The sequence below is a fragment of the Ectobacillus polymachus genome (assembly GCF_048159605.1).
Taxonomy (GTDB): domain Bacteria; phylum Bacillota; class Bacilli; order Bacillales; family Bacillaceae_G; genus Ectobacillus; species Ectobacillus polymachus.
In genome coordinates, this window is the sequence record NZ_JBLREB010000001.1 from 1,139,119 (window position 1) to 1,165,058 (window position 25,940).

A 25,940-nucleotide genomic window follows, 5' to 3' on the forward strand; every position below is an offset into this window, starting at 1 on the left:
ATTTCTCCTTTTTTGTACGCATAATAGACAGTATACGTACAGAAACGGAGATTTATTCTTTATGTTTTGGAGGACGTACCCCAAAGTATTGGTAATAGTCAGTTCGAATCATACCATTAAATAGTTTACGTTTTTTGGAAGCAGGTCTTCCGTAATAGGTTTCAAATTTTTCATGATTTGTCACAACGTATACAGACCATGTAGGATAGTTTCGAAATACGTTGCCCATATCTTTATAGAGCTGTTCAACCATTGATTTTTCACTTAAACGTTCTCCGTAAGGGGGATTCGTCACTACATAGCCATAATCCTCTTTTGTCGTGAAATCTTTTACCTGCATTTGTTTAAAAGAAATCAGGTCGGTAAACCCTGCCTCCCTTGCATTGTCCGTCGCAATTTCTACCAAACGATGATCAATATCAGAACCCATTATATGTAGTGGTTGATCATAGTTAGCCTTATCCTCTGCTTCTTCATAAGCAAGATCCCATTTCTCTTGAGGAATCCACCCCCACTTATTGGCAGCAAATTCTCGATTAAATCCTGGAGCAATGTTTTGTCCAATTAAAGCTGCTTCAATTGGAATCGTACCTGAGCCGCATAAAGGATCAACAAAAGGAAAATCTGGTTTCCAATTGGTGAGCATAACAAGCGCAGCAGCAAGTGTTTCTTTTAATGGAGCTTCTCCTTGCCCAATCCGATATCCTCGTTTGTGTAATCCGATTCCACTTGCATCAATCGTCAAAGTTGCAACGTCTTTTAACAGCGAAACTTGAATACGGTATAAAGGACCATTTTCTTCAAACCATGTTGTTCGTTTATACGTACTCTTCATCTTTTCTACGATAGCTTTTTTTACGATACTTTGACAATCTGATACACTAAATAACGTTGACTTCACAGATTTACCTACTACCGGGAATTCCGCATCTTCCGGAATATAATCTCCCCAAGGTAGCGCCTTCGTCTTTTCAAATAGTTCATCAAATGTCGTCGCCCTAAATTCACCGATTTTTATTTTAATACGGTCAGCAGTTCGAAGCCAAAGATTAGATCGGCATATAGCTGACTCATCACCTTGAAAAGTTACCTTTCCATTGTCTACTTCACATTCATATCCAAGATCACGAATTTCTCTAGCTACTAATGCCTCTAATCCCATTGCTGCCGTTGCAATTAACGTAATGTTTCCCATATTCACTCTCCTAACATAACTTCCATTATTTCCATTAGTCATATATTACCATACAAAAAGCTCTCCTTTTATAAGGAGAGCTATTCGTTATCATTTTTCACTCATAACGTTTTGTAAGCCATGTTCTGTTCCTTAGTACTGCAAACGGCTTTCGCCTCGTACGCCGGTGGTGACCATCTATCTACAGATGTATAATCTGTCCTTCTCCATCGTTCATTTTCTTAGAGAAGATTCCCCTACCATAATTTGGGTTTCTCGCTCGTGGGGTTTACCTCGTTCCACTCCCATCATTTCTTCTGGGACTTCGTCACTGTGGCACTTTCAAGGTAATCCAGCCATATCCAAAGACTTAGGCTGTTTCCCTGCCGTTAGCCTCGCCGCTAGGCCAAGCTACCCTATCTTATGACTTCGCTAGGCACGAACACTACGACCATCTCAGGTCGTGCGAGCATGGACTTTCCTCTACAGCAAAAGCTGCAGCGATCACCCAAACGTTATGACGTGTAATAGTATAATCTAAAAAACTAAAATTTGCAATGTGTATTTTGTAAATTATATTATTCGTACAATTTGCTTCCGAATACTGCTTTTTCTAAGTTAGATAAGCGACGTAATATGTCAGTATTCATATTATTGTAAACAGGCTGAGTTGGTTGAACAGGCTGAACAACAGATGGTTGCTTTCCCTTTTGCTCTTCAAGCGTACGTTTTAAACGAGCATTTTCTTGCTGCAAATGTTCAATTTCTTGATGAAATGTTTCATAGTCTTTAATAATTAAATCCAAGAATTTATCTACTTCTTCTTGTTGATAACCCCGAATACCTGATTTAAAATCTTTCTCTAGTATGTCTTTTGCCGTTAATTTCAGTTTTTCAGAAATCATGTTTTCACCTCATATCTTTACAAAAGCTTCTTCTGTATCATGTTCGTTCATACGAAACCTGATAATTTTTTTAGTAAGCTATGTACATTTTACCATTCTCCTTTTTAATGTACAATCGTTACTTCATAGGCTATCCTCATTTGCAAAAGCCTCCTCATCTATAATATCCTGCAAATCGGAAAAGCGAATGAAATAACATGGATAATGGTCCATTGCTTTGGCTGCCTCAACTATATACTTTGGACTTCCTTCTTTTTCTTCATCGTATACAGCCAAAAGCGCATCACTTTTTTGAATGAAAAATTGGTTTTTTAATCGAAACTGAACAGGGCTTTCATATTTTTTCTTCGTTATGCTATTAACATAATCTGCTTGGGAAAGAATAAATTCATAGTACTCTTTCGTTTCTTCCTTCCACTTCTCCTCCTGTTCAAGGAATGGTGTGAATACAGCAAGCTTTAATTCAGGAAATTGCAATTGTAAATCAAAAACAACTTCCGCCGCCCATAATTCTACACCTACCTGTCCACTTATTATTACCCATTCTAATCCTTCTTCTGCAAACCGAGACAAATAACGATAAATCAACTTTTTTATGTACGTCACACCAGGATGATCATTTGAAAAAATGCTAAGTTCAAATGATTTATACCCTGTGACGGTTAGTATTTTCATTATTATCACCTCACTTATTTTACCATAACATAATCCTCATTCCGTAAAAAAGAGAACTAGCTATATTCAATAACTAGTTCTCTTCCCTTTATTATTTATGCATACCGCCAAGCATTGGATTTGCATTAGGCCCCATGTTTGCACCATAAGGCATTCCAGGCCCTGTCATTGCTCCTGCTACTTGTGAACCGGGACCATAAGGCATTCCAGGCCCCGTCATTGCTCCTGCCACTTGTGAACCAGGACCATAAGGCATTCCAGGCCCTGCCATTGCTCCGGCTACCATAGGCGAAGGTCCCCCATAGGGACTAACAGGTGCGAATGGCCCTGTCATTGCTCCGGCTACTAAAGGTGAAGGACCATAGCCAGGTACATTCGTTTGTTGTACCGTGTTATAAGCAGATTGCGTTTGTGGGAAATAGTGTTGGTTTTGAATCATTTGATGATTAATTAAAGTTGAATGAGTTGGATGAATATGTGGTACAACGGTTGTTGAGAATGTGTTTGTTACACAATGCTTTGTAGGATGAACGACTGGTGGTGTAGTCATTACTGGACCTGTAGCAACTGGTGATACGAATGAAGGTCCTCCCATACAAGATTTACAATACATAGTTTTTTCTCCTCTCCAACATAATGTAGTTACACTTTACAATATGATGAAGAAAAGGTACATGACTAATACAAACACCTATTTACTAAGATAAAATTGTGTACAGGAAGTGCTTAAAACTCGTAAATACAACTACTGTTAACACTACTAATCCAAAGAACATATACAAAATTACATTTTTCACAGATTTCCGCTCCATTTAGATATTTTTTACTCACATCAATTGTATACGTGATCGTTAAAACGAACAATATATTTACGACAAAAACATACATTTTTTTCATTATTGTAATATTTTCACCAATTGTTAATCAAGTTGCAGTTCTACCTGTTCGTTTCAATGAACAGTTTAATAAAATGCTTGGCTTTGGCTATGCAGATTTCTCCGTAGGAGTTATATTGTGACAAAATTCAACAAATCATATTTGTATTATGTAAATGATAAGAGCAACGATGATGTTGCCCTTACTTAAAAAAACCTCCTACTTGTTTCACTATACCTGTTACTTGATTCATGGCATTCATCATTTGTCCTGCTGTATTCATCATCTTGTTAATATCATAATTACCATCACTCGTTTTAAATTGTGACATTATGTTTGAAAACTGACCTTGTTGCTGTTTGTAGTTATTTTTATTTGCTGGATATGGATGATATGGATTCATAGGGTGCTGATAATAAGGTTGTGGCGACGGATAATAGGGCTGTTGTTTTGGCGGATAAAAGGCTGGCTGCTGATTCATAAATGACAATTGAAAAGGCTCATAATAATTCGGCTGATTTGATTGAACTGCCTCAAATGGAAACATATTATACATATGATAATTTGGATACATTAAAATCCCCCCTTTTCCCTAATAGAATATGATGGAGAGCTAGAGAACGTGTAACAACTTCTTTCATTATTGGTTACAATAAAAAAACGTCAAAAGTTGTCGATAGTTTCAATTTTGCAAAAATAAAGAAAGTAATCTATATATGATACGATAAATTTGTAGAAGTTAATTCTTCTCAAGGGGGAATGATGTAATGAAACTTGGAGAGCTACGTTCAAATTTTATTTCTTTACGGCAATATGAACCAGATTTGAATATGTTGTTAGATTTTGCAAGGCAACGATATTTACATGGTTCCATCTGTATTTCAGACTATCGAAATATTATTCGAGAATTAGAAGAAATAGGGGCGACTAAACCTGATTTTTCAGATACTGTTACAAGCTAATCGCTAAAAAAAGAGAGGGGATCCCCTCTCTTTTGTCTTCTAATATAAAAAATGGATTCAATCCTCTTCCTCTACTTAAATCGTTAAACAGCTAACGAATCATACCCTCCCCAATTTCCTTCTCCTATATTCCGAAACTGCTTCGTTTCCATATGACCAACGTAAGACTCAATAATTTCAACAGTATGAATCATCTCATTTTCTTTATTCTTTAGGACATGATTTACTCGCAACGTTACTTGCATTTCTAGCAAATCAAGAGTACTCAGGAGCTCATCAATCGTCGTTACTACCTTTTCCTTGGATACGATTACCATTGCAAATCCCTCCCTTTTATTGTTCATACATTCGCTCATAACAATCGTACTACCTTCTCCTATGACAAAACTAGTATCCATTCGGCAAAGAAAGTGATTTTTCACTGAAAGGTATGAATGTCACTGACATGGCTACAATACGTAAAGGAGGTGAGATAAAAATGGCTAAAAATAAAAAACAAGTGACAAAAGAACAAAAAAAGCAGGATAAAAAAACTGGAAATCCGAAAGTTGATGGACCAAATTTTCCTGCTACATAAAACAATGTAGGAAAAAGTGGGCTGTCTAAAAACAAAAATAATCCGAAGCATACGAACCTATTTCGTGAGCTGACTCAAAAGGGAATGGTTTTCTCCCTTTTGAGTCAGCTCCCTTTTTCCTTATTATAGAAAGGACTTAATAGAAGATAGTAAATGAAGCTGTTTTCTCTTTGATGTAAACCATTCCGTAAGATCAATGTTCTCATCTAATGTAACAGGTTCAAATAATGAAGACATGTCCATATTTATATGAAACCAATCCTCCCTATAATGACGATGATGCATAATAACTGGATATATATTACGTAAAGATGGGGAAGCTTTCTCCTTTTTTTCTGCGTATTGTTCATAATCCATTCTAGATCCTGTATGTTCCGTTTCATCTGAAAATGATGTAAACCTACTTTGATAATCTGAATGAAATAACAGGATAGCTAGCTTCTTCCCTAATTCAATTCGTTTTTTAACATAAATAAAGTCATGGACGGAAAGTCCATATAATTTCCCCTGCAAGGTAGGGAAAATTACTGAACTAAAATGGAATAGCTCTTGGAACTGAAATACGAGTGACTTAAACACATGCTTTTGAAAATAAGGGTGCTCAATGACTGGATGTTGAATAACATGTTGTTCATTTATTATAAGAGCAGTCATCAAACGCCTATGATCTTTCATCTTCCAGTATCTCTCCCATTCTCCTTCCATAAATACGGACACAGAAAAAGCACTTAATAAATGAAATAGAGGTCTTTGAAGTTGAAGAGAATACTCATAAAGCAGGAGCTGGGGAAAAGCATCTTCGAAAATAAGCCAATTTGCTCTTTCATACGAAAGAAATAGTCGGTTTCGAACCGATTCTGATAGTAACTTTGGAAGGTAGTTTCCTTCTAAATCTGTCATATTCCATCCTGCATTACGAGATACCATACTCGCTAGAAATGACCAGAACATATAATTGTTAGCATGATAAAATTTCTTGTATGCGTATGTCCGAGAAATATTATCAACATTATAAAGCTTAACATTCTGTTTAATTTTATAAATAATTGCACTTTCTTCTTTTGTGTACTGTACTTCTTTTCTTTTTTTACGATAACTAAAATAATCTATATTAATTTCTGTCAAGATTCCACCTCCATCTGTAGCTCCATATAAAAAACTTTCTGACCTATTACGTCCTTTTTTTGATATAATCACCTTTGTAAGTAATTCGAATTGGAGAAGAAGAGAATATGACCATCCGTTATCCTAATGGCAAACGGTATTTAAAGAAGCAAGGGAATTCGCCTATTAGCAATCCATCATATAGTAATAGGGGGATGACACTAGAAGAGGAACTAAACGAAACAAACCAATATTATCTTGCCCATGACATCGCATGTGTACACAAAAAACCTATTCCTCTTCAAATTGTAAAGGTTGATTATCCACAAAGAAGTGCTGCTGTCATAACAGAAGCCTATTTTAAACAGCCTTCCACTACGGATTATAATGGTGTATACAAAGGAAAATATGTAGATTTTGAAGCCAAGGAAACCAAAAATAAAACGAGTTTTCCTTTGCATAACTTTCATCCTCATCAAATTAAGCATATGAGGAATGTACTTTATCATGGGGGAATAACATTCGCCATTATTAAATTTACGCAATTAGACGAGATTTATTTTCTAGAAGGCAAATATGTTATTCAATATTGGGATCGACAAGAACAAGGAGGAAGAAAGTCGATTACAAAGCAGGAAATTGAATTAAATGGGCATTTGCTACAATCTGGTTATCACCCGCGTATTCATTATGCTAGTGTACTAGACACGTTGTATTTTTCATGATACATTCAAAAATAAAGCTCATGATTTGATTTTTTTCAGATAGTGAAAGGTAGGAGAAAGGATAATGTCAGACAATTATCGTTCTCGCGAAGAACGAAGACAGGCAGAAAAAGTAAAGCAAGGACAACAAGGACAACAAGTGAATGACGCTAAGCCACGTAAAAAGGGCTCGTTCTTGAAGAAATTTTTAGTAGCCTGCTTACTTATCGGCATTGTAACGTTAGGTGCAGGGGTTGCTACTTTCTTTGCAATGATAAAAGATGCTCCAAAAATAGATGAATCAAAACTTGCTGATCCAGTATCTACAAAGTTTTATGATAAAGATGGCAATCTTATTCATGAATATGGTTCACAAAAAAGAACACCCATTACTTACGATCAAGTACCAAAAGTAGTTGAGGAAGCTTTTTTAGCTACAGAGGATAGCAGATTTTATGAACACCACGGGGTGGACATTATACGAACTACGAAGGCCATTTTAGCGAATGTGAGCGGTGGCTTTGGCTCACAAGGTGGTAGTACGATTACACAACAGGTTATTAAGAACTCTTTCTTATCTTCTGATAAAACATTAAAACGGAAAGTCCAAGAGTGGTATTTAGCTTACAAGCTTGAACAAAAATACAGTAAGCATGAAATACTGACAATGTATTTAAATAAAATTAATCTTGGAAACAAATCATGGGGTCTTGCAGCAGCTGCTAAAAACTATTATGGCATTGATGCAAAAGATTTAAATAAACTAACATTGCCACAGGCTGCAATGTTAGCTGGTCTTCCACAAAGTCCAAATAATTACGATCCAACGAAGCCTGAAAATAAAGATGCAGCCACAAAGCGTCGCAATCTTGTATTGACTATGATGAACAAACAAGGGTATATTACCCAGCAAGAGATGGAAGATGCAATGAAGGTTCCGGTTGATCAAGGATTGCAACCTCCTGCAAAGGATTCTGAAATGCCTTACCAAGCCTTTCTAGACGCTGCGACAAAAGAAGTAGAAGCTAAGCTTCCGGATGTTAATATAGGTACAGATGGTCTTTCCATTTATACAACCCTTGATCCGAAAGCACAGCAATATGCTGATGAGATCGTAAATACACAAGATGTTGTAAATTATCCAAATGATAAATTCCAAGCTGCTTTCGTATTTATGGACTCAAAAACGAGTGAAGTTCGAGCAGTGGGTAGTGGACGAAATGATAATAAAGCCCAATTTAAAGGTAGCAACTTTGCAATTGATATTAGTCGTCAGCCTGGTTCTTCCTTTAAACCAATCTTCGACTATGGTCCAGCGATTGAAAACTTAAAATGGTCTACTGGTCATCAAATTGAAGATAAAGAAACAAAATATAATACAGGTGATCCAATTTCAAACTGGGACAATCAATATCACGGCGTAATGTCAATTCGAAATGCAATTGCTCAATCCTATAACATTCCTGCACTCCTTACAATGCGGGCAGTGGGAAAAGACAAGTCACAAGCCTTTGCACAAGGACTTGGCATTACATTTGATAATAATCAAACATTTGAATCTACCGCTATCGGGGCTAACAATGTTAATCCACTAGAAATGGCTGGGGCATACGGAGCATTTGCAAATTCCGGAAATTACACACAACCTCATTTCGTCCAAAAGGTCGTATATCCAGATGGTAAAGAAGTGAGCTTTAAACCAAAGCCAAAACGTGTAATGAAGGACTACACAGCCTATATGATTACCGATATGTTACGCTCTGTTATTAGCGATGGTACAGGTAAAACAGCTGCAGTTCCAGGCTTAGATGTAGCAGGTAAAACAGGTACAACAAACTTCCCTGCGGATGTAATCAACAAGTACGATTATCCTACTTCCGCTACGAATGACAGTTGGTTCTGCGGGTATACACCACAATATACGATGACAGTTTGGACGGGATATGTTAAAAATGGTCCTGGCATGTATATGGATGGCAATACAACCAAAATTTCACAGAAAATATTCAAAGAAATGTTTGCGAAGTTTGGGACAGATACTTCTACTTTCCAAATGCCAGATGATGTCGAACGAGATCCAGTTACCAATGAACTTAATGTAAAAGGTGGAGAAAAGATCGAAGCTCCAGCTGCCAAACCAGATGTACCTAGTGGTTTACAAGCAAAGTACGATCAGGCATCGAATACAATTTCATTAAGTTGGGCATTTAATTCTGCAACTGTGAAAAATCCGTCCTTTGACGTCAGCTATACGCTAAACGGAGGCGCTAAAACTGCTCTCACTTCTACGAAGAGCATGAATGTAACTCTTAGCAATGTAAAACCAGGCGGTCAATACTCCTTCTCTATAGTTGCTAATTCAAACGGACAAAGTAGTGATGCTGTAACGGTAACCGTAGTTGTTCCTGGTTCGGGATCTGGAAGTCAAAGTCCACCGACTCCTCCTAATCAAGGAAATCAGAATAATGGCCAGTCAGGAACTCCACCAGCTCCGGCAAATCCGACAAACCCGGCTACTCCACCAAATTCGGATTCATCAAATGGATCGAATACTGGCGGTTCGGGTTCAAATACTGGTGGATCTGCACCAGGTGATGGTGGCAATAATCCCGGAAATGGATCAAATAACGGAAACACAACTAAACCATCACATTAAAAGCAAAAAACCATCTCCTATTCATGGAGATGGTTTTTTTTCATGACAATCATTTTTCCAAACAGTTTTCGGGCTTCTTCATATAGCTGTGAAAGCTGAATGAATGAATGATAATGGTCTGGTTGTTCCAATATAAACCTTAGTCGCTCTACAATGTTCACAGGTTTTAAGTCCAATACCTCAATTTCCTTTGCATACTGCTGTAAAGATGATATGTACGTTCCGTTTAACCAGAACAGGATGGATACAAACCGTGCAGTATGCCTAATCATCGGTGCCTTTGCTTCATTTCTCTTTCGTTTGCGAAACAGTGAAGCAATTTCTTCTTGATCCTGTTTCCAAATTTCTAAGATAACTGGTATTGTCTTCTCCTTAACATTCCACGGCTGATATAAATCTATTTCTTCTGCAGCTGCGATCTCAAATATAAACATGTCACCCTCTTCTACACACGTTTCTTTCTCAAACGAAATAATATCCCCCTCTTTATAAAAAGGATCCATAACAAAACGATTAGGAACTTGTATTTGTGTCATTGCTTTTCCTTCTCTTTCATTCGTTTCTTCCCCTCACGGCATAACGTCAGAAGTGGACATGTTTCACATTGCGGCCGCTGTGCCTTACAATGATAGCGTCCAAAAAAAATAAGGCGATGATGAGTAATCCCCCATTCCTCCTTAGGTACCTTTTTCATTAATGTTTGTTCTACTTCCAAAACAGTATCCTTTATACGACATATGCCTAGACGTTTACTAACTCGTTCTACGTGTGTATCGACAGCAATTGCAGGAATATCAAACGCAACAGATACAACGACATTCGCCGTCTTCCTCCCTACTCCTGGTAACTTCATTAATTCATTACGATCCTGAGGAACTTTCCCATCATACTGCTCAATAAGAATTTGGCATAGCTTTTGAATATGTTTCGCTTTATTGCGATACAGTCCAATCGAACGAATATCTTGTTGTAATTCTTCGAGCGATACTGCAAGATAATCTTCTGGTTTTTTATACTTTTCAAAGAGGTCCTTTGTCACTTTATTAACAAGGTTATCAGTACACTGAGCTGACAAGGACACAGCAATAACGAGTTCAAATGGATTCGAATGATTGAGCTCGCAATGCGCATCAGGAAACATTTCACCTATTACATCAAGGCAATATCGAATTTGCTTTAACGTTAACATTCTTTACCTCCAAATTAGAAAAAGCGGACCAAAGCCATGTTGTGTAATCCAGAGGGTTGGTCCGCAGGTCATTACTTTACTGTTCAAGCCAGTTGTAAAACGGTATTTTCCCTGTATATTTTACATCTTGCTTCGGAGAAGATGTTGTTTTTCGATGCGAGCGAAAATTACGTCCGTGTTCTTGTGCTTGTTCAACCGTTTTGACCCCATTCTTTTTCCATTCAAATAAAATGCGATCAATATAACGAAAATTTAATTTTCCACTCATTACCGCTTCTCGAAGGGCAGCTTGAATAATGATTGCATCATGATGATCTTGGTCCTGCCACATCATAAGAGTTTCACATTCGAACGGAGATAGCGGTCTGCCCAGTTCCTTTTCAAAAATCGTATATAAGCTCGATTGCAGCTGCTCCATCTTTTCTTGCTGTTGTTCTGTCGTTTCATGTAATAAAAGTTGTAGCATCTTTTCCCAAAGCGGCTGAAGGGAATATGCTTCTGAAAGAATTTCTTGATTCTTTTTATTCGCTTCAATCATCATATATCCACGTTGAATAAGCTTCCGTAATATTTCTACACATTCTGCGGATGAAATAGTCATTCTATTTGCAATTTCATCAGGAGTTGGAAATGAATTTCCTGACTCTAAAAAAGTATGCACATGCAAAACAACCATAAATTCAACTTCAGTTAAACCAATGTTTTTATAATGGGTCATCAGTAACTTCGGAATTGCAATACTTCCTTGTTCGATCCACTCAACCATTATATTGTGATCCATATCCTACACCTCACTTTCAACAAGCAGTTACGATTACAGTCATACTCTAAAATACAAGTAACATTGAATATCTTATGCTTTTCCTTTTAAAAAAACCTCCCCTGCCCGAACTACATAGGTTCGTTCGAGGGGAGGTCATAGTGTTTTTACATGATCATGGGTAGAGACGGTTTAACAAACGTGGGAACGGAATTGTTTCACGAACGTGTTCTACACCTGATAACCACGCTACCGTACGCTCTAGGCCTAATCCAAAGCCGGAGTGAGGAACAGAACCGTATTTACGAAGATCTAAATACCATTGGTACGCTTCTTCACTTAAGTTATTTTCATCAATGCGTTGTTTTAATAAATCAAAATCATCAATACGTTGGGATCCGCCAATTATTTCACCGTATCCCTCTGGTGCTATTAAGTCTGCACATAATACGACTTCCGGACGATTTGGATCTGGTTTCATATAAAATGATTTTATCTTTGCTGGATAGTGTGTAATAAACACTGGCTTATTAAAGCTTTCAGCAATCGCCGTCTCATGTGGTGCACCAAAGTCTTCTCCCCACTGTATATCTTCAAAACCTTTTTCATGTAAAAGTTTAATTGCATCATCATATGTGATACGTGGGAATGGAGCTTGTATTAATTCCAACTTTGTTGTATCTCTTCCTAGAATTTTTAATTCTAATGCACAATTTTTTAGTACGGATTGAACAATATACGTAACATAGCTTTCTTGAACACGTAAATTTTCTTCATGATCAGTAAATGCCATTTCCGGTTCAATCATCCAAAACTCAATTAAATGACGACGTGTTTTTGACTTCTCAGCACGGAACGTTGGTCCAAACGAAAATACACGTCCCATAGCCATCGCTGCAGCTTCCATGTATAGCTGTCCACTTTGCGATAAATAGGCATCTTCGTCAAAATATTTTGTATGGAATAATTCCGTCGTACCCTCAGGCGCACTACCTGTTAGAATTGGCGGATCTACCTTAACGAATCCATTTTGATCAAAAAATTCGTAAGTAGCACGTATGATTTCATGACGAATACGTAATACAGCATGTTGACGTTTAGAACGAATCCAAAGATGACGATGATCCATTAAAAACTCTGTACCATGTTCCTTAGGCGTTATTGGATAATCCTTTGATTCATGAATGACTTCAATATTAGTAACAGCAAGTTCATAACCAAACGGAGAACGTTCATCTTCATGAACAATGCCTGTCACATATAGAGAAGTTTCTTGTGTTAAAGATTTTGCCTTTTGGAATACTTCTTCTCCAACTTCTGCTTTTACAACTACACCTTGAATAAATCCAGAACCATCACGAAGCTGTAAAAAAGCAATCTTACCGCTAGAGCGCTTGTTTGCAAGCCATGCCCCAATCGTTACTTCTTGATTCACATAGTTTTTTACTTGTTCTATCGTTGTTTTCACCTACGTAGTCCCTCCAACAAATATCTCTATATAATGTGTTTCTTTCTTCACCAGATTATACCAGTACTTCATTCTTTGCACTTATCAAGTACGATACATCTTTATATACTATACTCTCCTTCAAATTTACCATCTGTAAAGTTGACATAATAGTAATGGTAACGATTTTCTTGGTCAATATATGTAATTTCCCAAAGTGGAGTTTCATTTTCAGCACCTAATTTTACTTTCACAATTTGTTTTGGCTGTTTATCTTTCGTAACAATCCCGGCAGCTTGCTCGGAAGAGATACCATCCTTCGTCTGTTTTGATAGTACTTTCCCTTGATCATTAGGCACCCAAACAATCCATTGTTCTCCCGAAAGCTTCGTACCTTCTATTATGGTATAGGAACTTTTTCCATGGTAATAATCAGTAGCAGTAATTTGTGTAAGAGAAGCTTCTTTCTTAGCAATAGCAGTAGCTTTATCTTCTCCTAAACGCTTGTTACTTATCGCATTGTTGTATACATATGCACCGTACGAAATACCCGCTACAATGACTAATATGATTATAAGAATCCACTTTTTCATTCTATCACTACGTTCTATAAATGGTTAATATTTCTTGATTTTTCTCGTTCTCATCTAACGCTAAACCAAATAGGAAATCCTTTTCCTTTAACGTTCGATTCAAGCCATCGACAATTTTATACACACGAGTTGTCGAAAGCACTTCAATCTTCTTGTCCATCAAAACTCCTCCGTTACACAAAATTTCTAATCATATTAGAGCACCATACGGTTACAATATAAGTACATTCTCTACAATGCTTCTACACTCACTTATTATAGCAGGAGATTTTCATCTATTAAAGGCTTAGGCTTAAAGTGAGTCCGTACTTTATAGCCATTAACACTGGCGAATTCCATTATTATGAAAGTAATACTTCAAACGAAAATATTCTCCTACCCACATGAATAGCCTGTATGACAATTTACAGGCTATTTTTATGCTAGCATAGCCTATGCAGTAGCTCTTCAATCGTCTCTTCGTATATAGGGACTGGCGGAATGGATTCGATAAATTGTTTTCCATAATAGGTGCTTTTAATTCGTCGATCTAATACAAAAAATATGCCATTATCATCCTTTGTTCGAATTAATCTACCAAAGCCTTGCTTAAAGCGAATAATTGCTTGGGGTAATGACAGTTCTTGGAAGGGGCTTTTTCCCATTTGAATCAGTTTTTTCGCTTTTGCAGCCATAATAGGAGAGTCTGGCGGAGCAAAAGGCAGACGAACCATTACAAGACAGCTTAGCGCCTCACCTGGAATGTCAATTCCTTCCCAAAAGCTACTCGTACCAAATAAAATCGCTTTGTCAAAGGTCTGAAAATTTTTCGTCATTCTCATGCGGTTCATTCCATTAACACCTTGTGCAAGTAAGGCGTAATCACCTAGAACTTCCATTTCCTTGACCAGATTGTATGTTTCCCGCAGCATATCATATGATGTAAATAGAACAAGCATACGACCACGCATTGCTGTTGCAATAGAAGCAATGTGCTCGGTAATACTAGTTACATACTCCTGTTTGGATACGGATTTAATATTTGGAACAGTCGTTGGTATCATCATTTTAACTTGCGTATCATATCGAAAAGGTGAAGGTACTACCAATGTAGATGTAGGTCGTTTTGTCAAACCTAATACTTTCTTCACATAATCAAATGTTCCATTCACTGTAAGAGTTGCAGATGTTAATACGACGCTTTTTCGTTTGGAAAAAAACATTTGTTCAAGTATAGAACTTACATCAGTAGGCTGTTTAAATAAAATAGTCGAATGAAGAGAGCCCTTCGTATCTGTCTCCATCCAGGTTACACCATCAACTTGCTCCTTTACTAATAAGGAAAGAAGTGCCTGCTTCATACCTGATAAGGAGTCGGATAAGCTTGTAAACTCTTGACCGATTACGTAGCCTCCTAGTTGATTTCGCACTTTGTCAATTAATTGCATAAATCCATTATGTACGCTTTGTAAAAGAGTATCCAATCGATACGCAGATTCTGTAATAGCACTCCATAATTTCCCTTTTTCATGTACTGCATCGTATTTATATTGTATTTTTATATTTTGACTTATGTTTTTCTTCTGATTCCGATCAAAGATAAATGAACGTAGCATTCGGAACAGTTCATCTGATTCAAATTTAATTGTACGTAATCTTTCATCGATCTCTCTAAATTGTGTTATGGATGCAATATGATGGTTATCCATAATTTCGTATAAATGATGAAGTACACCATCTGTATCCAATGTACCAAGTCTTGATAATAATAACTGAAACGACAAACAAGAAAATTGTTCCCCTAGTGCATGACTTGCAGCAGCTTCAATTTGATGCGCTTCATCCAGCACAATATATTCGTAATCAGAAAAAATGGAATCCTCATTTGAACTATCCTGAAATAACATTACATGATTCGTTACTATAAGGTCTGCAAAATACACACGATGCTTTGCATGTTCATAAAAACAACGACTGTTCCACACATTTCGATTACCAGTCTGACTATTTCGATCACAGCAAATACGTTGCCATAGTATTTTCCCGCCAGTTGGCAAATTCAGTTCATCTACATCTCCTGTTTCCGTCTGCAGTAACCAAACTAGTATTTTTGCCTTCGTTAATACACTGTCATAATTCGTATCTTCTTCCTGCATTGCATGTTCAAATTTATTTAGGCATAAATAATGCTTTCGCCCCTTCATAAGCGCTACTTCAAATGAAAAAGGGAGTATTTTCTTTAATAATGGAATTTCTTTGTCCATAATTTGTTGTTGAAGTTGCACGGTATGAGTACTAATAACAACTGGTTTTTCCGCTTTTTTCGCATAAAACATACTAGGAAGTAAATAGGCAAGTGTTTTCCCTGTTCCTGTACCCGATTCAATGAAAGAAATTTTGTTATTTATAAAAGAAGCATACACTTCCTTCATCATCATTCGTTGACCATCCCGCACCTCATAGGCAGGAAGTACAGAACGTAAATGATCATCAATATGTTTTTCAAATTGTTCAAACGATATATGCTCTTCATCAAAAGAAACGGTATACGATTTTTTGCGAAGGGCAATATTTCGAAAGATATCGTATGCTTCACTTGTTTCATTACTTTCTAACTTTTCCATGATCAAAGAAGCAATAATTTCACCGCTATCACTTTTAAAGTTTCTACTTAATTCATATAACGATTGCAGTGTAGCTAAAGGAAAACTACTCATTTTATCTAATAACTTCAAAAATAATTTTGCAGTTACCTCTGCATCACTATCTGCACGATGCGGATGTTCATGAATAATTTCGAATGCTTTAGCTAAATCTGCCAGTTTATAACTATCTGAAGTAGGAAGTAAAAATCTAGCAAGTTCGACTGTATCTATAACTGGACACGATAATGGGTTATATCCTGCAACTGCCATCTCTTCTTGTAAAAATCCCCAATCAAAATAAACATTATGAGCAACAAAGCTAGAACCTTCTAATAGACTTCTTACTTTTGGAACTATCTCTTGAAAAAGCGGAGCACTTTGAACCATTTCATCGTTTATTCCTGTGAGCTCTGTAATAAATGGAGGAATTGGTTTTTGCGGATTGACGAATGTGGAAAACACCTCAGTTATTTCTCCGTCCTCAATCACGACTGCAGCAAATTGTGTAATTTTATCATTTCCATATTTTGATGTATTACCTGTTGTTTCTAAGTCGACGACAACATATCTGTCCATTCTCTCACCTCTTTTACTAAGAAGCATCTATCACATTTTTACTATACCACGTTTTTACTTACCTTTATGAAAATCAGAAAAAGGGCAACACAAAAAGAACATTCTTTTTGGTTACCCTCTCCATTATAACCTTTATAGAATTGTACTTGCTGGTTCATAGCCTAGCATTTGCTCGATGTTATTATGATCATCTAGTACCGCAATTCTAGGTTGGTGGGTTTTTAATTCTTCTTCATTAACCATACCATAGCAAATAACAATGATTTTATCTCCAGGCTGAACAAGTCTGGCAGCCGCACCGTTTAGGCACATAACTTTGCTTCCTCGTTCTCCCTTTATAACGTACGTTTCCAGTCGTGCTCCATTATTGTTGTCAACAATTTGTACCTTTTCATTTTCAACAATTCCTACAGCATCCATTAAATCTTCATCTATCGTGATACTTCCTACATAATTTAAGTTTGCTTCCGTAACGGTTGCACGATGCAACTTTGCTCTCATAACTGTGCGAAGCATATTTGTTCCCCCTAAATTGTAAATGTAATATTATCGATTAATCTGGCACTAGGAAATTTAACTGCAATGGCAATAATCATCGATCCTGTAAGTAAATCTACTTCTGTTAATGCTGGATATGCATAGATTTCAACGTAATCGATTTCCCCATGGGTATTTTCTTGTAAATAATTAGTAATAAGAGAAATAATAGCTTGTGGATTGCGTTCTCCTTCGTCTATTGCCTTTTTCGCTACTTGTAAGCTTTTATATAAATGAGGTGCCTCCATTCGCTCTTGGCTCGAAAGAAATGTATTTCGTGAGCTTTTAGCAAGGCCATCCTCTTCCCTCACTATATCAACCGGATTAATCGTAACAGGAATATTATAATCAGCAACAAACCCTTTAATAACAGCAACCTGTTGTGCATCCTTTAAACCAAAATAGGCATTATGAGGCATTGCAATATGGAATAGTTTTATTAATACAGTTGCAACTCCATCAAAATGACCAGGACGCTTTCTGCCGCACAAAACATTTGTACGTGATGCTACGGTAATTTTCGTGGTAAGTGGCTCTGGATACATTTCCTTGGCACTTGGATAAAACACATAATCAACATCTGCTTCGCGTGCTACTTGTTCATCTCTTTCTTTATCTCGTGGGTAGCGATCAAAGTCTTCATTCGGTCCAAATTGTAATGGATTGACAAATACACTAAGTATGACAATATCATTTTCTTTTCTAGCACGCTTTAATAACGTCTTATGTCCTTCATGCAAATATCCCATTGTTGGTACGAATCCGATTGTTTTTCCCTCTGCACGTATTGATAGGGCAATACTCTGCATCGATTTTATAGTTGTGACTACTTGCATGATAGCTTCCCTCCATAAAGAGCTTGTAATTCTTCTTCTTTCATTGTAAAGGAGTGTTTATCTTCTGGAAACAGACGTTGTTTTACTTCATTCGTATATTGAGTAATACCACGAACAATTTCATCTTGTACAGACACGTAGGATTTCACAAACTTAGGAACCCGTCCAACTCCATACGTAATCAAATCATGATAAACGAGAACCTGTCCATCTACCCCATTTCCTGCCCCAATTCCAATCGTAGGAATCGTAAGAGCAGATGAAACTTCTACAGCTAGCTGTTTTGGAACGCATTCAAGTACTAATGCAATTGCTCCTGCTTCCTCACAGCGGCGCGCATCATCAATAAGCTTGCGAGCACTGGCTGCATCTTTTCCTTGTACTTTATATCCACCTAAAACGTTAACAGACTGCGGCGTTAAACCTAAATGTGCGACTACCGGCACACCTGCATGTGTTAATTGTCGAATCACATCTAAAACTTCATCAGCACCTTCAATTTTAAGAGCATGAGCGCCCCCTTCTTGAATAATGCGCATTGCATTCTTCATTGTATCTTCTTTTGAAACGTGATAGGACATAAACGGCATATCTGTAACGATAAATGTATTGGTTGCTCCGCGTCTTACCGCCTTTGTGTGATGAATCATGTCCTGAGTGGTAACAGGAATCGTGGAATCATATCCAAGTACAACCATTCCAAGAGAGTCACCAACAAGAATCATATCTACATTCGCTTGTTCCGTTAGTTTTGCTGATGGATAATCATAAGCCGTTACCATCACTATAGGTTCACCTTGACGCTTCATTTCCATAAAATCTTTTGAAGTTTTCATTTGTCTCCTCCTCGTTTTTGAATAAGGAAGGGGATGACATAGAAAAATCCTTCTATCCATAAGGAAGAAGGATTGTACATTGTTTTCATCCCTCTGTCCCAGTCCGCTTGGATCCAGGCAGAATCCGCTATAAGTTAAAAGGGTGCAGTTCCTTTGGATACTGCCCATGTTCAACATTATACCAAATTCTTTAGAAAATGTACTACTAGATTTCAATATCAGCTGAGTGAATGTAATGAATGGCTCCATTATGATCTTCTAGAATAAGAACACCATCATCGCGTATCCCCTTCGCTAAGCCGACAAAGGTTTCATTCATCGTTACTGCTTTAATCTCTTTTCCAATGCTTATTGCATAGCTTTCCCAAAGTGCTTTAATAAATGAAAATCCGTGCTGTAAATATTCTTCATACAATTTTTCCATATGTGCAAAAATAGCTTGCATTAAACCAGCACGATTAATTTCGCTTCCTTTTTCCAAGGCTAATGAAGTAGCAATTTGCGAAATTTCAGGTGCAAAATGTTCCTTCTTGTGGTTAACATTTATACCAATGCCGATAATAATGGCTTGAATCTTATCAATTTCTGCTTGCATTTCGGTTAAAATCCCAACGACCTTTTTTCCGTTAATTAAAATATCATTTGGCCATTTAATTCCCACGTTTACTCCTGTGTACATTTCAATTGCCTGAGCTACACTTACTGCTACAAGAAGAGTAAGCTGAGGAGCTTGGTGAATCGGAATATCAGGACGTAAAATGATACTCATCCAAATTCCTGTCCCTTTCGGAGAGTACCATTTACGTTGCAATCTTCCTCGTCCTTCCAGTTGTTCCTCTGCAACAACAATGGTTCCTTCAGGAGCACCTTCATACACAAGCCTTGATGCAATCTTTTGAGTAGATGAGACTGTTTCTTCAAAATGAACATTTCTACCAATATAGGCAGTTTGTAAACCCAGCTGCACCTCATTTTCTGTAACCTTATCTGGTTTACTTGCAATCCGATAGCCAAGTCGTCGAATTGCTTCAAGCTCATAGCCTTCCCGTCGTAAATCCTCCATATGCTTCCAAACAGCTGTGCGAGAACAGCCAAGTTTTTCACTTATTGTTTGTCCTGATACGAACTTTCCATCTGCTTCTGAGAAAATTTCCAAGAGCTGTTTTCTTATAGAAGTTTGCATGAAAGTAGCCACTCCTTAATGTCCTCTTTTACGTTTGCAACACGCCTGTAGAGGACTGCTTTTTCTACTTCTTCAAGTATATTTGCAACCCAAGGACCCGGTTGCATACTACTCCATCCCAGTATATCATGTCCTGTCACTGCGAGCTCTTTACGACTGTGGATTGGAAGCTCCCTACACTTGGATGATATGTCTTGTACTGCAGGATGACGTGAAATGAGGCTGAATAGCTTTTCAACCATAATCGCTGTTTCTTCTCCTGCTTTGTATAACATCATGTCATCCCACTGCTTCTTGCTCCGTTCCCGTAAATAATGAAGAATTTTCCGAATTCGATTCATTTTTTTACTAGAAGGCTTCCATAGTTTTAATACAGCTAATTCGTCTTCTATCCCAAATAAGAAAAGCAAGAACGTCCATGCTTCCACATCCTGTTCAATCATCAACCAATCATAGGTTGCTGCATGTAGAAAGCCATCCTGCTTGTCCTCCAATCCTGGCAAGTAAAGATTCATCTTTACCTCTGTAATAATAGGAAATGCGCTAGTCACAAATTCTCCAAGCAATAATTTTTCAAACTCGGCAGATATTCGTTCGATTGCAATATGTGAAAGTCGGTGCATATTATCTACCATTGCCTGTTTCGTCTCTTCATGAAGGGTGAAACCAAGAGTACTTACAAACCGTACACCACGCATCATTCGAAGTGCGTCTTCTTCAAAGCGTTCATGCGGGTCTCCTACGGTCACAATTTTTCTTTCCTCAATTGCTTTTTGACCGAAAAATGGATCGATTAGCTCACCATCTTTTGTCATTGCAATCGCATTCATCGTAAAGTCTCTACGTTTCAAATCCTCATGAAGAGAGCGAACGAATTTCACTGCTTTTGGATGTCTATAATCCTCGTACCCTTCCTCGACTCGAAACGTCGTTACTTCATAGGGTATTCCTTCTTCAATCACAATAACCGTACCGTGTTCTAACCCTACTGGCACATGATGAGGAAAAATATTCATTACTTCCGAAGGCATCGCAGAAGTAGCTATGTCAATGTCTCCAAGAGGACGCCCTAATAGTAGATCACGAACACTGCCTCCAACAAAATAGGCTTCATGTCCATTTTCATGTAATGTTTGCAAAATAATAGTTGCTTTCTTAAATTGCTTCATGCAATTCACCTAACAGTTCATAATAAATTGCTTCATACTGAGAAACGATGCGATCTGCAGCAAATTCTTCCTTCGCAATCTTTATTGCCTGATGCGACATGTTTTTGTGAAGGGTATGATTATTTAAAATTCGAACTGCTTTCTGACTAATATCTTCAATATCACCAAGTTCACAAATAAAGCCCGTTTCCCCGTGCTTAATTACCTCAGGTATGCCGCCAATATTAGTACCAATACAAGGAACACCACATGACATCGCCTCTAGAAGCACAAGGCCAAAGCTTTCCTGTGCTGACAGCAAAAGCATAAGATCACTAATCGATAATAGATCTTCTACATTATCTTGTTTTCCAAGAAATAATACCTTTTCTTCCAGATTCAACTCTCTTACAAGAGATGTCATCGCACAATATTCAGGACCATCACCTACAAGAAGCAGTTTAGAAGGAACTTCTTTTTGGATCCGTGAAAAAGAATGTATAATATGATCTACGCGTTTTACCTTACGAAAGTTAGAAATATGTATGATTACTTTTTCATGTTCATTTATACCATATTGTTCCTTTAGATGAAGCATTCTCTTCTTATGGTACACACGATCATCAATAAAGTTATATACGGTATGGATCTCTTTATCTGGATGAATTAGTTCCTTCGTTTGCAATGCAAGTGAACGAGAAACAGCGGTAACGTAATCAGATTGTTCAATGCCAAATCGTATTAAATTATTTAGAGTTGAATCATAACCAAGAACCGTAATATCAGTTCCATGAAGAGTCGTGACAATCTTCAGCGGTACTGTTGCCATTTGCTTTGCCAAATAGGCGCAAACCGCATGCGGAATGGCATAGTGAACATGCAGAATGTCAAGCTTTTCTCTCTCTGCTACTTCCGCCATCTTACTTGCTAAAGCTAAATCATAAGGAGGATATTGAAAAACGGAATATTGATTTACTTCCACTTCGTGAAAGTAAATATTCGGATAAAATTTATTTAGCCGAAAAGGTACACCTGATGTAATAAAATGTATTTCATGCCCACGTTCTGCAAGTAGCTTTCCAAGCTCTGTTCCGACTACACCTGAACCACCGACTGACGGATAGCACGTAATCCCAATTTTTAACATTATAATCCTCCTAGCAAGTCTTTATGCAAAACAAGAGGCTTTTTGCTCATAAATCCTTCTGCGTACTTCACGCCAACTTCTTTGCCGAATAATTTTTCTCTTGCAATGACGGATTCCGTATAACCATCTGTAAGCGGCGTCGTTACTCCATCCATTCCTTTCGAAAATTGGCTTTCGTATGCCTGTAATGCCTGAAGCTTTTCATCCATATAATCGCTTATGTCTACACAAAAGGAGGGCTTGTGGAACCCATTAATCATGAAGTAGTACATGGACTGAACACGATGATGTGCTATTTCTGGCATGAATTTGCGAATACCAGAAGAAAACATCGCTTCCTCTACGAGACGCGAACAGGAAGCGTGATCAGGATGACGATCTTCGACATAAGGTGCAAAAATAAGTTTTGGTTTATAGGTACGAATGACCTCTACAAGTTTGCGAATGTATTCATCCTTATATTGTAAGCCTCGATCTGGAAGCCCAAGATTTAGTCTTTTCTTTACTCCCATAATGTCTGCAGCTTTTTGTGCTTCTTGCTTGCGCATTGGCACGGATCCATTCGAAGACAAATCAGCCTCTGTTAAATCACAAATTCCTACTTGAAAGCCAAGCTTTGTATATTTAATAATGGTAGCTGCCATGCCGATCTCTACATCATCGGCATGTGCTCCAAATGCTAGTATATCTAATTCCATAATAATCTCCTTATTTTAACTTTCGATAATCCAAATCTCCCCGTTCGAGAGCATGCATGAGTAGCTCTGCACTAGCCATATTTGTTGCAAGCGGAATCGTATATACATCACATAATCGCAATAACGCATTTACGTCTGGCTCATGCGGTTGTGCAGTAAGTGGATCTCGGAAAAAAATGACCATGTCCATATCATTATTAGCAATCATAGCACCTATTTGTTGATCCCCACCAAGCGGCCCCGATTGAAAACGAGTTACCGGTAAACCTGTTGATTCTGAAACTTTAAGTCCAGTCGTTCCCGTTGCATATAAATCATGCATACATAGAATAGGTGTATATGCCATTGTAAAATTAACCATATCCTGTTTTTTCTTGTCATGGGCTATTAAGGCGATTTTCATATAGCATTTCTCCTCTTAATCTACAATATTTTCCAATCCGTATACGAGCGAATCCACTTTCATTACGGTTTCAATTGCGATTTTCACTCCCGACATAAAGGAAGCCCGGTTATAGGAATCATGACGAAGCGTAAGAAGTTGTCCGTCCCCTCCGAATAATACTTCTTGGTGAGCAATGAGACCTGGTAATCTAACACTATGAATATGAATACCATCTACATTCGCTCCACGAGCCCCTTGAATTTGCTCCTTTTCATTTGGATGACCCTGTTGCTTCGATTCTCTTTCTGTCCGAATTAGCTCTACTGTTTTCATCGCTGTACCAGAAGGTGCATCTAATTTCCGATCATGATGAAGCTCGATTACTTCTACATCGCTAAAATATTTTGCTGCCATTTGTGCAAATTTCATCATCAAAACCGCCCCTATGGCAAAATTAGGTGCAATAATAGCTCCAATTTTCTTCTCTTCTGCAATCTTTGTAAGCTCTTTAATTTCAACTTCTGTAAATCCAGTTGTGCCAATAACGGAGCGAACACCGTTCATAAGGGCCATTTGTAAATGTTTTTTCCCTACTTCAGGAGTAGTTAAATCTAGTACAACATCCGCTTTCACATTTTGTAAGCACTCCTCTAATGTTTCATATATGGGAGCATCTAAAGCAGGAAGACCTTCTAAATCTGCAATGCGTTTTCCGCCATTTTTGTAATCTACTGCTGCTACCAGTTCAAAATGAGCTGTACGTTCCATAAGCAGCACCGCTTCACGGCCCATTCGTCCTCTAGGACCTGCAATAATAACTGAGATTGTATTCATCCTTACTCCTCCTCTTTCCGCGTCCAACGGTCCTTATCTCGGGTACGGAATTTTTCCATTACACGATCATGAGCCGTTTCCAAATCGATATGTAGACTATTCGCCATACAAATAACAACAAACAGTAAATCTGCTAGCTCTTCCTCAATTGTACCTTCTTTTTCCGTATTTTTCTTCGGCTTTTCACCATAATAATGGTTTACCTCACGGGCTAACTCACCTAGCTCCTCTGTTAAACGGGCTGTCATCGCTAAAGGACTAAAATAGCCCTCCTTAAATTGACCTATGTATGCATCAACTTCTTGTTGCATTTCCTTCAATGTTTTATCTTCCATTATCATCACCTCAAATCCTATCTATCATGTTAGCCAATTCCTTTCATTTTGACAAATAATAAGATGAAACTTCCTATAGAAAAGGTGTTTACTTATATGAAGATGCCCCTCTTGTTATGTATGGGGTGTTCCTCCTACGAAAGCTTTATTTGTCCATGACTTTAAAGCGAATTCAAAAGCCACTTTTATCAAGAAATAGCTAGAACACGTTTGCCTCGAAATAAAGGATACACTATAATATATTGTTGGAATACATATCAAGGGGGAAGATTATGCAAAACATACATACGCGTAACATCATTTTTATCCTAATTGGTGCAGCCATTTTTTCTTTTGGTATTGTGAATGTTAATATTGAAAACCATTTAGCGGAAGGCGGATTTACAGGTATTACTCTAATGCTGTACTTTTTATTTCATCTCGATCCGTCTTATACAAATTTACTATTAAACATTCCACTTTTTTTTATTGGGTGGAAGCTGCTAGGAAGAACTACCTTTATCTATACGATCTTAGGAACAGTCGCTGTATCCGCTTTTTTATGGGTATTCCAGCGTTACTCCATTTTTCAATTGCATTTAGAATTACAAAATGATATGACGCTAGCGGCCTTATTAGCTGGGGTATTTATCGGGATTGGACTCGGTATTATCTTTCGATTTGGAGGAACAACTGGCGGAGTCGACATTATTGCAAGGTTAGCTCATAAATATGCTGGATGGGGCATGGGAAAAACAATGTTTATATTTGATGCCATCGTTATTTCCCTTTCTATCGTTACCTACTTATCTTATAAACAAGGGATGTATACTTTAATTGCCGTTTTCGTTAGTGCTCGTGTGATTGATTTTATGCAGGAAGGAGCATATGCAGCGAAGGGTGCTACCATTATCTCCGATAAAAATGAAGCAATTGCTGCTAAAATTTTAACTGAAATGGAACGGGGCGCTACTTTCTTAAAAGGTATGGGAACGTATACGAGGCTTGAACGCGATGTGCTATATTGCGTTGTAGCAAAAAATGAAGTTTTTAAACTTAAGAGCATCATTATATCCATTGATCCTCATGCTTTCGTTGCAGTAAGCGACGTACATGATGTATTAGGTGAAGGTTTTACATTGGATGACGAAAAGAAACCACTGCGTTAACAAAAAAAGAGCTGATTCAACTACTTGAGTT

28 protein-coding genes and 1 other RNA gene are annotated in these 25,940 nt (G+C 37.6%); 4 read left to right on the forward strand and 25 right to left on the reverse strand.

What is annotated here, in order from left to right; genetic code table 11:
* Window positions 1-52: 52 nt before the first annotated feature.
* The 6 genes from ACM5BR_RS05790 to ACM5BR_RS05815 all read right to left on the reverse strand — a co-directional run bounded on the left by ACM5BR_RS05790 (window position 53) and on the right by ACM5BR_RS05815 (window position 4,204).
* Entirely contained in the window at window positions 53-1,195 is a 1,143-nt protein-coding gene (locus ACM5BR_RS05790) for a THUMP domain-containing class I SAM-dependent RNA methyltransferase (protein ID WP_416826697.1), read from the reverse strand.
* A 109-nt stretch (window positions 1,196-1,304) separates the two neighbouring features.
* Window positions 1,305-1,690, reverse strand: an RNA gene (rnpB, locus tag ACM5BR_RS05795) — RNase P RNA component class B.
* Between the two features lie 62 nt (window positions 1,691-1,752).
* Entirely contained in the window at window positions 1,753-2,079 is a 327-nt protein-coding gene (gene gpsB, locus ACM5BR_RS05800) for a cell division regulator GpsB (protein ID WP_416826698.1), read from the reverse strand.
* Window positions 2,080-2,202: 123 nt separating this feature from the next.
* Entirely contained in the window at window positions 2,203-2,754 is a 552-nt protein-coding gene (locus ACM5BR_RS05805) for an SLOG family protein (protein WP_416826699.1), read from the reverse strand.
* Between the two features lie 91 nt (window positions 2,755-2,845).
* Entirely contained in the window at window positions 2,846-3,367 is a 522-nt protein-coding gene (locus tag ACM5BR_RS05810; protein WP_416826700.1) for a CotD family spore coat protein, read from the reverse strand.
* 465 nt (window positions 3,368-3,832) lie between these two features.
* Window positions 3,833-4,204, reverse strand: a complete 372-nt coding sequence (locus ACM5BR_RS05815; protein WP_416826701.1) for a YppG family protein — start codon at window positions 4,202-4,204, stop codon at window positions 3,833-3,835.
* A 193-nt stretch (window positions 4,205-4,397) separates the two neighbouring features.
* Here ACM5BR_RS05815 and ACM5BR_RS05820 point away from each other — a divergent pair, with 193 nt between their 5' ends.
* Window positions 4,398-4,592: a YppF family protein gene (locus ACM5BR_RS05820; RefSeq protein ID WP_416826702.1), complete on the forward strand. Its 195-nt coding sequence runs from the start codon at window positions 4,398-4,400 to the stop codon at window positions 4,590-4,592.
* A gap of 83 nt (window positions 4,593-4,675) precedes the next feature.
* Here ACM5BR_RS05820 and ACM5BR_RS05825 read toward each other — a convergent pair whose 3' ends face one another.
* Together ACM5BR_RS05825 and ACM5BR_RS05830 are read right to left on the reverse strand one after the other, a co-directional pair.
* Window positions 4,676-4,909: a hypothetical protein gene (locus ACM5BR_RS05825; RefSeq protein WP_416826703.1), complete on the reverse strand. Its 234-nt coding sequence runs from the start codon at window positions 4,907-4,909 to the stop codon at window positions 4,676-4,678.
* 383 nt (window positions 4,910-5,292) lie between these two features.
* Window positions 5,293-6,294 (reverse strand): DUF2515 domain-containing protein, encoded by a 1,002-nt coding sequence (locus tag ACM5BR_RS05830; protein WP_416826704.1) that lies wholly within the window; start codon window positions 6,292-6,294, stop codon window positions 5,293-5,295.
* Window positions 6,295-6,401: 107 nt separating this feature from the next.
* Between ACM5BR_RS05830 and recU the strand changes: the two genes are divergently transcribed.
* Together recU and ACM5BR_RS05840 are read left to right on the forward strand one after the other, a co-directional pair.
* Window positions 6,402-6,998 (forward strand): Holliday junction resolvase RecU, encoded by a 597-nt coding sequence (gene recU, locus ACM5BR_RS05835; RefSeq protein WP_416826705.1) that lies wholly within the window; start codon window positions 6,402-6,404, stop codon window positions 6,996-6,998.
* Window positions 6,999-7,062: 64 nt separating this feature from the next.
* Complete coding sequence (locus ACM5BR_RS05840; protein ID WP_416826706.1) at window positions 7,063-9,633, forward strand: PBP1A family penicillin-binding protein; 2,571 nt, start codon at window positions 7,063-7,065, stop codon at window positions 9,631-9,633.
* A 17-nt stretch (window positions 9,634-9,650) separates the two neighbouring features.
* Here ACM5BR_RS05840 and ACM5BR_RS05845 read toward each other — a convergent pair whose 3' ends face one another.
* The 17 genes from ACM5BR_RS05845 to ACM5BR_RS05925 form a co-directional block, all read right to left on the reverse strand.
* Window positions 9,651-10,169, reverse strand: coding sequence for a YpoC family protein (locus tag ACM5BR_RS05845; RefSeq protein WP_416826707.1), 519 nt, complete (start codon window positions 10,167-10,169; stop codon window positions 9,651-9,653).
* Window positions 10,166-10,822: an endonuclease III gene (gene nth / locus ACM5BR_RS05850; protein WP_416826708.1), complete on the reverse strand. Its 657-nt coding sequence runs from the start codon at window positions 10,820-10,822 to the stop codon at window positions 10,166-10,168. Before nth ends, ACM5BR_RS05845 begins: the two co-directional genes overlap by 4 nt.
* Window positions 10,823-10,898: 76 nt before the next feature.
* Window positions 10,899-11,603 (reverse strand): DnaD domain protein, encoded by a 705-nt coding sequence (locus tag ACM5BR_RS05855; RefSeq protein WP_416826709.1) that lies wholly within the window; start codon window positions 11,601-11,603, stop codon window positions 10,899-10,901.
* A 154-nt stretch (window positions 11,604-11,757) separates the two neighbouring features.
* On the reverse strand, window positions 11,758-13,050 hold the full coding sequence (asnS, locus tag ACM5BR_RS05860; RefSeq protein WP_416826710.1) for an asparagine--tRNA ligase: 1,293 nt from the start codon (window positions 13,048-13,050) through the stop codon (window positions 11,758-11,760).
* Between the two features lie 101 nt (window positions 13,051-13,151).
* Window positions 13,152-13,622 (reverse strand): cell wall elongation regulator TseB-like domain-containing protein, encoded by a 471-nt coding sequence (locus ACM5BR_RS05865; protein ID WP_416826711.1) that lies wholly within the window; start codon window positions 13,620-13,622, stop codon window positions 13,152-13,154.
* A gap of 7 nt (window positions 13,623-13,629) precedes the next feature.
* Window positions 13,630-13,782 carry a DUF4264 family protein gene (locus ACM5BR_RS05870; RefSeq protein ID WP_416826712.1) on the reverse strand — a complete coding sequence of 51 codons (153 nt, stop codon included), beginning with the start codon at window positions 13,780-13,782 and terminating at the stop codon, window positions 13,630-13,632.
* A 262-nt stretch (window positions 13,783-14,044) separates the two neighbouring features.
* A complete protein-coding gene (dinG, locus tag ACM5BR_RS05875) occupies window positions 14,045-16,822 on the reverse strand; it encodes an ATP-dependent DNA helicase DinG (RefSeq protein ID WP_416826713.1) in 2,778 nt (925 codons plus the stop codon).
* A 132-nt stretch (window positions 16,823-16,954) separates the two neighbouring features.
* Window positions 16,955-17,338, reverse strand: coding sequence for an aspartate 1-decarboxylase (gene panD, locus ACM5BR_RS05880; protein WP_416826714.1), 384 nt, complete (start codon window positions 17,336-17,338; stop codon window positions 16,955-16,957).
* Window positions 17,339-17,349: 11 nt separating this feature from the next.
* Window positions 17,350-18,195 (reverse strand): pantoate--beta-alanine ligase, encoded by an 846-nt coding sequence (gene panC, locus ACM5BR_RS05885; protein ID WP_416826715.1) that lies wholly within the window; start codon window positions 18,193-18,195, stop codon window positions 17,350-17,352.
* Window positions 18,186-19,031 (reverse strand): 3-methyl-2-oxobutanoate hydroxymethyltransferase, encoded by an 846-nt coding sequence (gene panB, locus ACM5BR_RS05890; protein WP_416826716.1) that lies wholly within the window; start codon window positions 19,029-19,031, stop codon window positions 18,186-18,188. Before panB ends, panC begins: the two co-directional genes overlap by 10 nt.
* 205 nt (window positions 19,032-19,236) lie before the next feature.
* A complete protein-coding gene (locus ACM5BR_RS05895) occupies window positions 19,237-20,214 on the reverse strand; it encodes a biotin--[acetyl-CoA-carboxylase] ligase (RefSeq protein ID WP_416826717.1) in 978 nt (325 codons plus the stop codon).
* Window positions 20,199-21,383 carry a CCA tRNA nucleotidyltransferase gene (locus tag ACM5BR_RS05900; RefSeq protein ID WP_416826718.1) on the reverse strand — a complete coding sequence of 395 codons (1,185 nt, stop codon included), beginning with the start codon at window positions 21,381-21,383 and terminating at the stop codon, window positions 20,199-20,201. The genes ACM5BR_RS05895 and ACM5BR_RS05900 overlap by 16 nt, the downstream gene beginning before the upstream one ends.
* Complete coding sequence (bshA, locus tag ACM5BR_RS05905; RefSeq protein ID WP_416827846.1) at window positions 21,370-22,512, reverse strand: N-acetyl-alpha-D-glucosaminyl L-malate synthase BshA; 1,143 nt, start codon at window positions 22,510-22,512, stop codon at window positions 21,370-21,372. Before bshA ends, ACM5BR_RS05900 begins: the two co-directional genes overlap by 14 nt.
* A complete protein-coding gene (bshB1, locus tag ACM5BR_RS05910; RefSeq protein WP_416827847.1) occupies window positions 22,509-23,210 on the reverse strand; it encodes a bacillithiol biosynthesis deacetylase BshB1 in 702 nt (233 codons plus the stop codon). Before bshB1 ends, bshA begins: the two co-directional genes overlap by 4 nt.
* A 7-nt stretch (window positions 23,211-23,217) precedes the next feature.
* The gene (gene mgsA, locus ACM5BR_RS05915; RefSeq protein ID WP_416826719.1) at window positions 23,218-23,610 is read right to left on the reverse strand and encodes a methylglyoxal synthase; all 393 of its coding nucleotides are present in this window, start codon (window positions 23,608-23,610) and stop codon (window positions 23,218-23,220) included.
* 15 nt (window positions 23,611-23,625) lie between these two features.
* A complete protein-coding gene (dapB, locus tag ACM5BR_RS05920) occupies window positions 23,626-24,426 on the reverse strand; it encodes a 4-hydroxy-tetrahydrodipicolinate reductase (RefSeq protein WP_416826720.1) in 801 nt (266 codons plus the stop codon).
* Between the two features lie 2 nt (window positions 24,427-24,428).
* The gene (locus tag ACM5BR_RS05925; RefSeq protein ID WP_416826721.1) at window positions 24,429-24,761 is read right to left on the reverse strand and encodes a nucleotide pyrophosphohydrolase; all 333 of its coding nucleotides are present in this window, start codon (window positions 24,759-24,761) and stop codon (window positions 24,429-24,431) included.
* 272 nt (window positions 24,762-25,033) lie between these two features.
* Here ACM5BR_RS05925 and ACM5BR_RS05930 point away from each other — a divergent pair, with 272 nt between their 5' ends.
* Window positions 25,034-25,909 carry a YitT family protein gene (locus ACM5BR_RS05930; protein WP_416826722.1) on the forward strand — a complete coding sequence of 292 codons (876 nt, stop codon included), beginning with the start codon at window positions 25,034-25,036 and terminating at the stop codon, window positions 25,907-25,909.
* Window positions 25,910-25,940 lie beyond the last annotated feature (31 nt).

Coding starts and splice junctions, on each gene's coding strand:
- ACM5BR_RS05790 (WP_416826697.1), bottom strand. CDS start 1,195: ATGGGAAACATTACGTTAATTGCAACGGCAGCAATGGGATTAGAGGCA.
- gpsB (WP_416826698.1), bottom strand. CDS start 2,079: ATGATTTCTGAAAAACTGAAATTAACGGCAAAAGACATACTAGAGAAA.
- ACM5BR_RS05805 (WP_416826699.1), bottom strand. CDS start 2,754: ATGAAAATACTAACCGTCACAGGGTATAAATCATTTGAACTTAGCATT.
- ACM5BR_RS05810 (WP_416826700.1), bottom strand. CDS start 3,367: ATGTATTGTAAATCTTGTATGGGAGGACCTTCATTCGTATCACCAGTT.
- ACM5BR_RS05815 (WP_416826701.1), bottom strand. CDS start 4,204: ATGTATCCAAATTATCATATGTATAATATGTTTCCATTTGAGGCAGTT.
- ACM5BR_RS05820 (WP_416826702.1), top strand. CDS start 4,398: ATGAAACTTGGAGAGCTACGTTCAAATTTTATTTCTTTACGGCAATAT.
- ACM5BR_RS05825 (WP_416826703.1), bottom strand. CDS start 4,909: ATGGTAATCGTATCCAAGGAAAAGGTAGTAACGACGATTGATGAGCTC.
- recU (WP_416826705.1), top strand. CDS start 6,402: ATGACCATCCGTTATCCTAATGGCAAACGGTATTTAAAGAAGCAAGGG.
- ACM5BR_RS05840 (WP_416826706.1), top strand. CDS start 7,063: ATGTCAGACAATTATCGTTCTCGCGAAGAACGAAGACAGGCAGAAAAA.
- ACM5BR_RS05845 (WP_416826707.1), bottom strand. CDS start 10,169: ATGACACAAATACAAGTTCCTAATCGTTTTGTTATGGATCCTTTTTAT.
- nth (WP_416826708.1), bottom strand. CDS start 10,822: ATGTTAACGTTAAAGCAAATTCGATATTGCCTTGATGTAATAGGTGAA.
- ACM5BR_RS05855 (WP_416826709.1), bottom strand. CDS start 11,603: ATGGATCACAATATAATGGTTGAGTGGATCGAACAAGGAAGTATTGCA.
- ACM5BR_RS05865 (WP_416826711.1), bottom strand. CDS start 13,622: ATGAAAAAGTGGATTCTTATAATCATATTAGTCATTGTAGCGGGTATT.
- ACM5BR_RS05870 (WP_416826712.1), bottom strand. CDS start 13,782: ATGGACAAGAAGATTGAAGTGCTTTCGACAACTCGTGTGTATAAAATT.
- dinG (WP_416826713.1), bottom strand. CDS start 16,822: ATGGACAGATATGTTGTCGTCGACTTAGAAACAACAGGTAATACATCA.
- panD (WP_416826714.1), bottom strand. CDS start 17,338: ATGCTTCGCACAGTTATGAGAGCAAAGTTGCATCGTGCAACCGTTACG.
- panC (WP_416826715.1), bottom strand. CDS start 18,195: ATGCAAGTAGTCACAACTATAAAATCGATGCAGAGTATTGCCCTATCA.
- panB (WP_416826716.1), bottom strand. CDS start 19,031: ATGAAAACTTCAAAAGATTTTATGGAAATGAAGCGTCAAGGTGAACCT.
- ACM5BR_RS05895 (WP_416826717.1), bottom strand. CDS start 20,214: ATGCAAACTTCTATAAGAAAACAGCTCTTGGAAATTTTCTCAGAAGCA.
- ACM5BR_RS05900 (WP_416826718.1), bottom strand. CDS start 21,383: ATGAAGCAATTTAAGAAAGCAACTATTATTTTGCAAACATTACATGAA.
- mgsA (WP_416826719.1), bottom strand. CDS start 23,610: ATGAAAATCGCCTTAATAGCCCATGACAAGAAAAAACAGGATATGGTT.
- dapB (WP_416826720.1), bottom strand. CDS start 24,426: ATGAATACAATCTCAGTTATTATTGCAGGTCCTAGAGGACGAATGGGC.
- ACM5BR_RS05925 (WP_416826721.1), bottom strand. CDS start 24,761: ATGGAAGATAAAACATTGAAGGAAATGCAACAAGAAGTTGATGCATAC.
- ACM5BR_RS05930 (WP_416826722.1), top strand. CDS start 25,034: ATGCAAAACATACATACGCGTAACATCATTTTTATCCTAATTGGTGCA.